This is a genomic window from Hydrogenophaga sp. (assembly GCF_030373225.1).
Classification (GTDB): domain Bacteria; phylum Pseudomonadota; class Gammaproteobacteria; order Burkholderiales; family Burkholderiaceae_C; genus Hydrogenophaga.
In genome coordinates this window covers 142738-151158 of record NZ_JAUCZG010000006.1, presented here as the reverse complement: position 1 = coordinate 151158, position 8421 = coordinate 142738, and the positions used below count along the sequence as shown (strand labels likewise).

Annotated in this window: 8 protein-coding genes; all 8 read left to right on the top strand. The window is 60.2% G+C overall.

What is annotated here, in order from left to right; all coding sequences use genetic code 11:
- A partial coding sequence (locus QUV35_RS05720) for a hemagglutinin repeat-containing protein (protein ID WP_300871524.1) occupies positions 1–2903 on the top strand: 2903 nt, incomplete at its 5' end.
- On the top strand, positions 2900–3433 hold the full coding sequence (locus QUV35_RS05715) for a hypothetical protein (protein WP_300871523.1): 534 nt from the start codon (positions 2900–2902) through the stop codon (positions 3431–3433). The genes QUV35_RS05720 and QUV35_RS05715, both read left to right, overlap by 4 nt.
- 111 nt (positions 3434–3544) lie before the next feature.
- Positions 3545–3802 (top strand): hypothetical protein, encoded by a 258-nt coding sequence (locus tag QUV35_RS05710; RefSeq protein WP_300871521.1) that lies wholly within the window; start codon positions 3545–3547, stop codon positions 3800–3802.
- A gap of 120 nt (positions 3803–3922) precedes the next feature.
- Complete coding sequence (locus QUV35_RS05705; protein WP_300871520.1) at positions 3923–4204, top strand: hypothetical protein; 282 nt, start codon at positions 3923–3925, stop codon at positions 4202–4204.
- 57 nt (positions 4205–4261) lie between these two features.
- Positions 4262–4891, top strand: a complete 630-nt coding sequence (locus tag QUV35_RS05700; protein ID WP_300871519.1) for a hypothetical protein — start codon at positions 4262–4264, stop codon at positions 4889–4891.
- Between the two features lie 96 nt (positions 4892–4987).
- Positions 4988–5686, top strand: a complete 699-nt coding sequence (locus QUV35_RS05695; protein WP_300871517.1) for a haloacid dehalogenase type II — start codon at positions 4988–4990, stop codon at positions 5684–5686.
- A 71-nt stretch (positions 5687–5757) separates the two neighbouring features.
- Positions 5758–7968 carry a malate synthase G gene (locus QUV35_RS05690; RefSeq protein ID WP_300871516.1) on the top strand — a complete coding sequence of 737 codons (2211 nt, stop codon included), beginning with the start codon at positions 5758–5760 and terminating at the stop codon, positions 7966–7968.
- 73 nt (positions 7969–8041) lie between these two features.
- A complete protein-coding gene (locus tag QUV35_RS05685; protein WP_300871515.1) occupies positions 8042–8344 on the top strand; it encodes a hypothetical protein in 303 nt (100 codons plus the stop codon).
- Positions 8345–8421 lie beyond the last annotated feature (77 nt).

The following is an 8421-nucleotide window of genomic DNA, read 5'->3' as shown; positions in this document are numbered from 1 at the left end:
AAGCGCGCACCACCGAGCGCAGCACCAGCGCGGAGAAGTTCAAGCAGAGCGGTATATCGCTGAGCCTGTCCAACCCAGTGATCGACGCACTGCAAGGCGTGGCCAACACCGCCGAAGCCTTGAGCAACACCCGCGATGGCAGAACGCAGGCGCTGGGTCTGGCGGTGGCGGCCCTGCAGGGCAAGCAGGTGGTCGACACAGTGAAGTCGATTGCAAACAACCCGGCTGCGGCGGCAAGCATCGGCATCAACATCAATCTCGGCTCCAGCAAGAGCCAGAGCAACAGCGAGGTCGTGCGCGTAGGCGCGCACGGCTCCAACGTGGTGGCTGGGGGCGATGTGACACTGACCGCAATCCCTTCCGCCGTTCGCCCTGAGCCTGTCGAAGGGCATCCCGACCCTGGCTCGATTCTCATCCAGGGCAGCTCGGTCGAAGCCGGCGACACCGCTCGGTTCAAGGCCGAAGGTGACATTCACCTGCTGGCTGCCACCAGCACCACACGTGAGACCAACAGCCACAGCAGCAAGAGCGGCAGCGTCGGCATGGGCTTCAACGTGGGCGGCGCACAGACAGGCTTCAGCATCAACGTCAACGCCAGCCGCAGCAAGGGCCAAGGCAAAGACGAAGAGATCACCCACAACAACACCCACGTTCGGGCCGGCCAGCGGGTCGAGCTCGAATCGGGCGCGGACACCACGCTGCGCGGCGCCGTGGTGACAGCTCCGAATGTTCAGGCAAGCATCGGCGGCGACTTGATCATCGAGAGCCTGCAGGACCGAGCCACCTACAGCGAGAAGAGCGAGAGCGCCAGCGCAGGCGTGAGCCTGTGCATCCCACCGTTGTGCTACGGCGCGTCCAGCGTCAGTGGTGGTGTCGGCAAGACCGGAATCGACAGCACCTACGCCAGCGTCAGGGAACAAAGCGCCATCCGCGCAGGCGACGGCGGCTTTGACGTGACCACCCGTGGCAAGACCACGTTGATCGGCGGCGCGATCACCAGCACGCAGGTGGCGGTGGAGGCCGGTGCCAACCGGTTCGACAGCCAGGGCGGGCTTGAGATCTCCGCTATTCACAACCAGTCTGCGTACCAGGCCGACGGTTACTCGGTGAACGCGTCCCTCAGCGGCAAGCTGGGGGATCAGAGCACGGCGAAGACCGCGGTGGAAAAGGCGTCGGCCGTTGCGCCCACCGGGCCGGTGGGCAGTGCTGGCATCGGCTCGGACAAGGGCGCCGCTACGTCGGTCACCGCCTCGGCAATCTCGGGTATCGCAGGTGAAACGCAGGCCAGAACAGGGGACGCCGAAAGCGGCATCGCGCCGATCTTCGACAGGGAGCGCGTCAAGGATGAGGTCAACGCGCAGATTGCCATCACCGCCGAGTTCGGCAAGCAAGCCAGCAAAGCTGTTGGCGACTACGCCACCACCCAGTTGAAACGGGCTGGCGATTTGCGCGAGCAGGCTAACGCCGAACCCGATCCGGACAGAAGGACCGACCTCCTCGCCCAGGCCCAACAAATGGAGTCGAACTGGGGCGACAACGGCACCCTTCGTTTGCTAGCTCACACCACCATCGGCGCGTTGACTGGCGGCGCGGCCGGTGCAGCGGGCGCAGCCGCTGGCACGCTCACTGCGCCCGTGGTGGCCAATGCACTGCAAGAAGCAGGCATTGAAGGCCTCTTGAGGGATGTGATCACGGCCGCAGCGAGCACCGCCTTGGGTGCCGGTGCTGGAGGCATCTCAGGCGCTACCGCAGCATTCAACGAGGTACAGAACAACTTTCTGACGCACGCTGAAGCCAGTAGACGTCTGAAATTGCATGGTGATCTGCGCGCATGCACAGACGCAGCCTGCCGTCAGAAAATACAGGCCGAGATCGATCATCTCAATCGGCTTGATGTCTGGCGCGACCAGCAAATCGATCAAGCGTGCCAAAGCCCCGCAAGCGCCGCCTGCCAGAGCTGGACTGCGGCAATCCAGTTCGCATCAAAGAGCTACACGGGCCAGTTCGGCAATCTGGTCGATACGGCAGAACGTGCAAGCGTTCAAAGCCAGGCATTCAAGTACCGGCAGGCGGTAGGCAACCCCTTCCTCCACGGAGTGGGCAAGGGTCTGCTCAAAATCTCGCCCCCAGGGATGCTGGCGGGTGCTGTTGTCGGCATTGCAATGACCGTGCAGGCGATTGCCGAAAACGGCATGCAGCAGACACTGATCGACAGCGCCAACGCCATCACGGGCCTGCCTGCAGATCTGAGCGCAAGGCTCAACAGCACAGACCCCAGTGTCAGGGGCGAGGCGTTGGTGGACCTGATCACGCTGGGCAGCGGCGTGACTGCGATAACAACCGGCGGGGCGAAGGTCACAGTCGATGCGGTCAAGCGTGCGCAGGTTGCCAAGGTAGTGGCCGAAGCTGAAGCGAAAGCCAAGAACCAAGCAAGGATTGACAACAACTTTTGGGCTGATGGATCCTCCAGTTCGCCAGTTGGTCTACAAACCTCTGCAGGAGTCATTCCGCCCAATCCGCATAAAACGACCACTGTTTTAGGGCGATTTGCGTCCGACATGAATAGTGCAATCAACGAGCAAATGCACGCACATGAATCGATCGATTTCGGTGCAAGGCCAGGCAGCTTTAACGTGCTGAATGTCAGCAAGGAAGTTGAAGAAGCTGCAGCCGGCCAATTCTTCGAAAAAATAAATCGGCCATTTTTAGATCAAGCCGTATTAAGACAAGATGATATTGCGCTGGCAACGATACCCATGGATAAATGGATGTATATCGATGCCAAGTCCGGCCGCCCTCTTGGGGTCTATGCGCAGGAGCTGCAATATCTTGCGAAGCTCGATTACAAACCAATCAATCTCAGCGGTACCCAGTGGATCGAAATCAAAGGATGGTTCAAATGATCACCAGCAAGAAAATCGTTCAAATAGCCAATATCGCATTCGTTCAAGAGTTTCTTAAGAAAAACGAAATGCGCGCCAAATTGTGCATGAAAAACGATCAATATAGCCTACTCCTGCATAGACACGGCCTGATCATTGAAGTAAAGGATGTGCTTCGAGAAAACTATCTCGAAGTTTCTTTAATAGACATTACAAGTAGTTTGATGATTTGGGGTGGGTCAGCTCTTGGAATTTGCCTTGACCTCAATCTGCTTGACATCGAATTATTGCGGCTACAAAGATTCGAAGATCACCCTGACCTAGATCTATTTACCTCTCACGCCGCCATCAAAATGGACAATTTGCACACCCATCTGCAGGCGTTCGACAAGCTTTTGCCAATAATCACTTTGCAAGGGCTTGCAGCGATACGGGATGGAACAACTCAAAGCAAACGCAGTTTTTTTAACTCCGTAATCTTGATGAAATCAACCGATAGAGATGGGTACGATCGCTGCCTAAACAATCAAGACAAAGAGCAATTGAAATAGCCACCGTCATCAATCAATCCACATCGCCGATTTTTGGCATATTCTGAATACCTTCGACGTTGTTTCTTGGGCCATTCGAAAGCACATTAACAGCCTCGCAAAGGATTCTCAATGATCACCAAGTCCACTCCTTGGTCCATTACTTGGACAGAAGATGAAACTCACACTAACACTTTCGTAGGCGAATGGATTTTGGAGGCGAAATTTTATCTGGTTTTGCCACTAAGGCCTTGCTGGGACGGATCAAATACGGCAATCAAGAGACGGCATCTAAAAGAACTTTTTGCTCGATTTGAAAGAGAGGCCGAAGAACGAAATTGGGTCATTGTGATTGAGCAAACCACAGGCGGCAAGCCACGTCAACAATAGGCTTCCGCTTGTGTACGGCGGACACAAAGGCAACATCTTTTGAATGGTAGGCGCTGGGCGCCGGGGATACCACCGAATTATGTAAACCCTCCAACATTTTCTAAAACCAAGGAAAAACATATGAACAAATATATCCAGACGCGTACGTTGAAAACCTCATTCGCTTCACTTGCACTTTTGCTTGCAAGCGCCTGCTCCACGCCCGAGGGCTATTTTGGATTCGAGGCGACCGATGCGCAGGGAAAGCCGATCAAAACCGGCATGGTCACGATTGCAGATGGGCGAAGTATTTACACCGTGCTCGCGGGCTTTTGCTCCGTACATCGCGGCGCCACGATCGTGATTCGCAATGTGAAGACGAAAGAGGAACTCAAGCCGCAGAGTCCGCACCGCTGCCGTTGATCAACACCAAAATCAAACAAATGAACTGCTCACTCAACATTTTTGAAGGAAGTAACCATGAGCGATTGGAACGATTCTCACATTCGACAAGCCGCAGACACTTTGGATCTTGTGATCAGAAAGCCTCTCATCGATGGCGGCAATGTGCATGCGGCCACCTATCTCGCGTGTTCAGCATGGATGGCAGGCACCATCCTGTACAGGTTGGAAGTGGACGGTCGTGTGGACGTCAAGCCTGGAACCGTCGTCTTGAGTGAGGAAGTGAACGCTCGTCTGCCCGAATGCTTCAACTTGATTGCGGTCATGGCTGCGCGAGGTGATTCCGGAGACGAAACGGTCGAGAGTCTTGAAGTCGGCTCCTGTGATGAGCGGCGCCTGACGATGCAGCAGGCGCGCGACACGTTCGAGCCCGTCTACTGGGCGTTTGCACAACGCCAGGGGCTGACACCGGCAGATTTGGTGCTGGCCGCAACCCTGTCCACCGCAGTGGCAGCGGCCAACTGCCGACCCGCCATGGGGCTGAAGGCGACGACACATCTGGCGCACTACTCGATGCTGGAGGCGAGCAAGACGGCACCCGGTCCCCGGCCGACGATTGCAGAGGGCAAGGCGCATCTCCACAAGCTTGCGACCATCCTTCCCCCGTTGACCTGGAGCAGACGATTCGCCTTGTGGTTGAAGCCATGAGGAACTCGCTTGGTCGCTTATTGCGCACCTAAATGTCACTGATGCTCGCCAAAGGCAGTCATTAATGCCTGAGAAAGTGTGGAATACAGTGCAGGGATGCAAAAACCCCGCGCAGTCCTCTTCGACGCCTACGGCACGCTCTTCGACGTGTACAGCGTGGGCCTGCTCGCCGAGCAGCTCTTCCCTGGGCAAGGCTCACGTCTGGCCACGCTGTGGCGCGACAAGCAGATCGAGTACACGCGGCTGGTGACCACCAGCGACAACGGCGCGCACTACCGGCCGTTCTGGGCGCTCACGCAGAGTGCCCTCGCCTACGCCATCAAGACCATTGCACCCGAGGCGCGCAGCAACTGGCCCGCGTTTGAAGAGCGCGCTGCGCGACTCATGAACCAGTACCGCCACCTCTCGGCCTTTCCGGAGAACCGCGCCGTGCTGCAGGCGCTGCGCGAGCGCGGCGTGGCCACCGGCATCCTGAGCAACGGCGACCCCGACATGCTGGGCATTGCGGTGCGCAGCGCGGGGTTGGAAGGTCTGCTCGATCACGTGATCAGCGTCGACCCGATCCGCAAGTACAAGACCCACCCCGAGGCCTACGCACTGGGCGAACAAGCCACCGGCCTGGCCTGCGGGCAGATCGTGTTCGTCAGCAGCAACGCCTGGGACGCACTGGCCGCCACCTGGTACGGCTACCGCACGCTGTGGGTGAACCGGCAAAATCTGCCGTTTGAAGAGCTCGGCACCCAGCCCCACCGCACCGGCAACCAGCTGGGCGATGTGCTCGCCTTTTTTGACTGATTTCCTTTTCTCACCCTCCCCACCCTCCCGTTCGGGCTGAGCCTGTCGAAGCCCTCACCAGTGAATCCACCATGACACAACGCACCCAGATCCACGGCCTTCAGGTCGCCACCGTGCTCGCCGATTTCATCAACCAGAAGGTGCTGCCCGGCACCGGCGTGAGCGAGTCCGCCTTCTGGGCGGGCTTTGACGCCATCGTGGCCGACCTCGCGCCCCAAAACGCCGCGCTGCTCGCCGAGCGCGACCGCCTGCAGACCGAGCTGGACACCTGGCACGCGGCCCACCCTGGCCCGATTGCCGACATGGCGGCGTACCGCTCTTTCCTTGAAGGCATTGGCTACCTGGTGCCGCAGCCCAAGAAGGTGCGCGCGACCACGAAGAATGTGGACGACGAGCTGGCGGTGCAGGCCGGACCGCAGCTGGTGGTGCCGATCCTGAATGCGCGCTATGCGCTGAACGCCGCCAATGCGCGCTGGGGTTCGCTGTACGACGCGCTGTACGGCACCGACGTGATCTCGGATGACAAGGGTTGCGAGAAGATCGGCAAGAAGGGTGGCTACAACCCCAAGCGCGGCGCCAAGGTCATTGCATACGCGCGCCATGTGCTCGACCGCACCGCGCCGCTGAAGAAGGGCTCGCATGTAGGCTCCACCAGTTACAAGATCAACAAGGACGGCGAGCTGGTGGTGGGCCTGGCCGAAGGCGGGTCAGCCAAGCTGGCCGACAAGGCGCAGCTGGTGGGCTACCAGGGTGAGACGAAGGCCCCCAGCTCGGTGCTGCTCAAGCACAACGGCCTGCACCTGGACATCCAGATCGACCGCAACACGCCGATTGGCAAGACCGACGCCGCCGGCGTGAGCGACCTGGTGCTGGAAGCCGCGCTCTCCACCATCCTCGACCTCGAAGACTCCATTGCCGCGGTGGACGCTGAAGACAAGGTGCTGGCCTACAGCAACTGGCTCGGCATCCTGCAGGCCACGCTGACCGAATCGGTGAGCAAGGGCGGCACCACCTTCACCCGCGGCCTCAACGCCGACCGCGAATACACCGCCGCCAGCGGCCAGGGCAAGGTCCGCCTGCATGGCCGATCGCTCATGTTCCTGCGCAACGTGGGCCACCTCATGACCAACCCGGCCATCCTGTGGGGCGCGGACGGCCAGGAAATTCCCGAAGGCATCATGGACGCGGTGGTCACCACCACCATCGCCCTGCACGACCTGAAGCGCACGAAGAAAGACGCCATCCGCAACTCGCGCAAGGGCTCGGTCTACATCGTCAAGCCCAAGATGCACGGCCCGGCCGAGGTGGCGTTTGCCGCCGAACTCTTTGCCCGCGTGGAGCAACTGCTCGGCCTGCCCGAGAGCACGGTCAAGCTCGGCATCATGGACGAAGAGCGCCGCACCTCGGTGAACCTCAAGGCCTGCATTGCCGCGGCTTCGAGCCGCGTGGCCTTCATCAACACCGGCTTCCTGGACCGCACCGGCGACGAGATGCACAGCGCCATGCTGGCCGGCCCCATGGTGCGCAAGGGCGACATGAAAACCAGCGCCTGGATCCAGAGCTACGAGCGCAACAACGTGCTGGTGGGCCTGAGCTGCGGCCTGCGCGGACGCGCACAGATCGGCAAGGGCATGTGGGCCATGCCCGACCTGATGGCCGAGATGCTCAAGCAGAAGATTGCACACCCCAAGGCCGGTGCCAACACCGCCTGGGTGCCCAGCCCCACCGGCGCCACGCTGCACAGCCTGCACTACCACCAGGTGCTGGTGAGTGACGTGCAGAAAGAGCTGGAGAAGATCGACGCGAACAAGGAGCGTGACGTGCTGCTCACCGGCCTGCTGACCGTGCCCGTGACGGCCACGCCGAACTGGAGCGAGGCCGAGAAACAGCAGGAGCTGGACAACAACGCGCAGGGCATCCTGGGCTATGTGGTGCGCTGGGTCGACCAGGGCGTGGGCTGCTCCAAGGTGCCCGACATCCACAACGTGGGCCTGATGGAAGACCGCGCCACGCTGCGCATTTCCAGCCAGCACATGGCCAACTGGCTGCACCACGGCGTGGTGACCGAAGCGCAAGTGACCCAAACCTTCGAGCGCATGGCCGCCGTGGTGGACGGCCAGAACGCCGGCGACCCGTTTTACAAGAAGATGGCCGGCAACTTCAAGACCAGCATGGCCTACCAGGCGGCGCTGGACCTGGTGTTCAAGGGCAAGGCACAGCCCAGCGGCTACACCGAGCCGCTGCTGCATGCCTGGCGCCTGAAAGTGAAGGCGGCTGCCTGATTCCGGCTTGAGTCATTCACAACGGCGCCCTCGGGCGCCGTTTTTCGTGGCGTCGGGCACAGACAATCGACGCATGCAGCTTCAATACCTCCTCTTCGACACCAGCGACGACGGCGAAGGCACCGGCACCTGGGACGCCATGGCCAGCGTGCGAGCCTCGCAGTTGCCCGAGGTGATGCAGGAAGTGCAGGCCGTGCTCGCCTGGGCCGAACAACACAGCCCCGGCCCGCGCGGCCCGCTCGACGAGGGCGGTGCGTGGGACGCCGACCAGCTGGTGCAAACCGAGGGTGACTGGACCACCGTGACGCTGACGCTCACCGGGCCGTGGGCCTGGGGTGAGGCGCTGGTGGCAAGGTTTTCGCGCTCAGAAACGTGAGGATTTATCCTTGCAAATCATGGAATGAAACTCCATAGTTGCAATGATGTTTGACCGCCAAGCCACCCCCCGTCTGC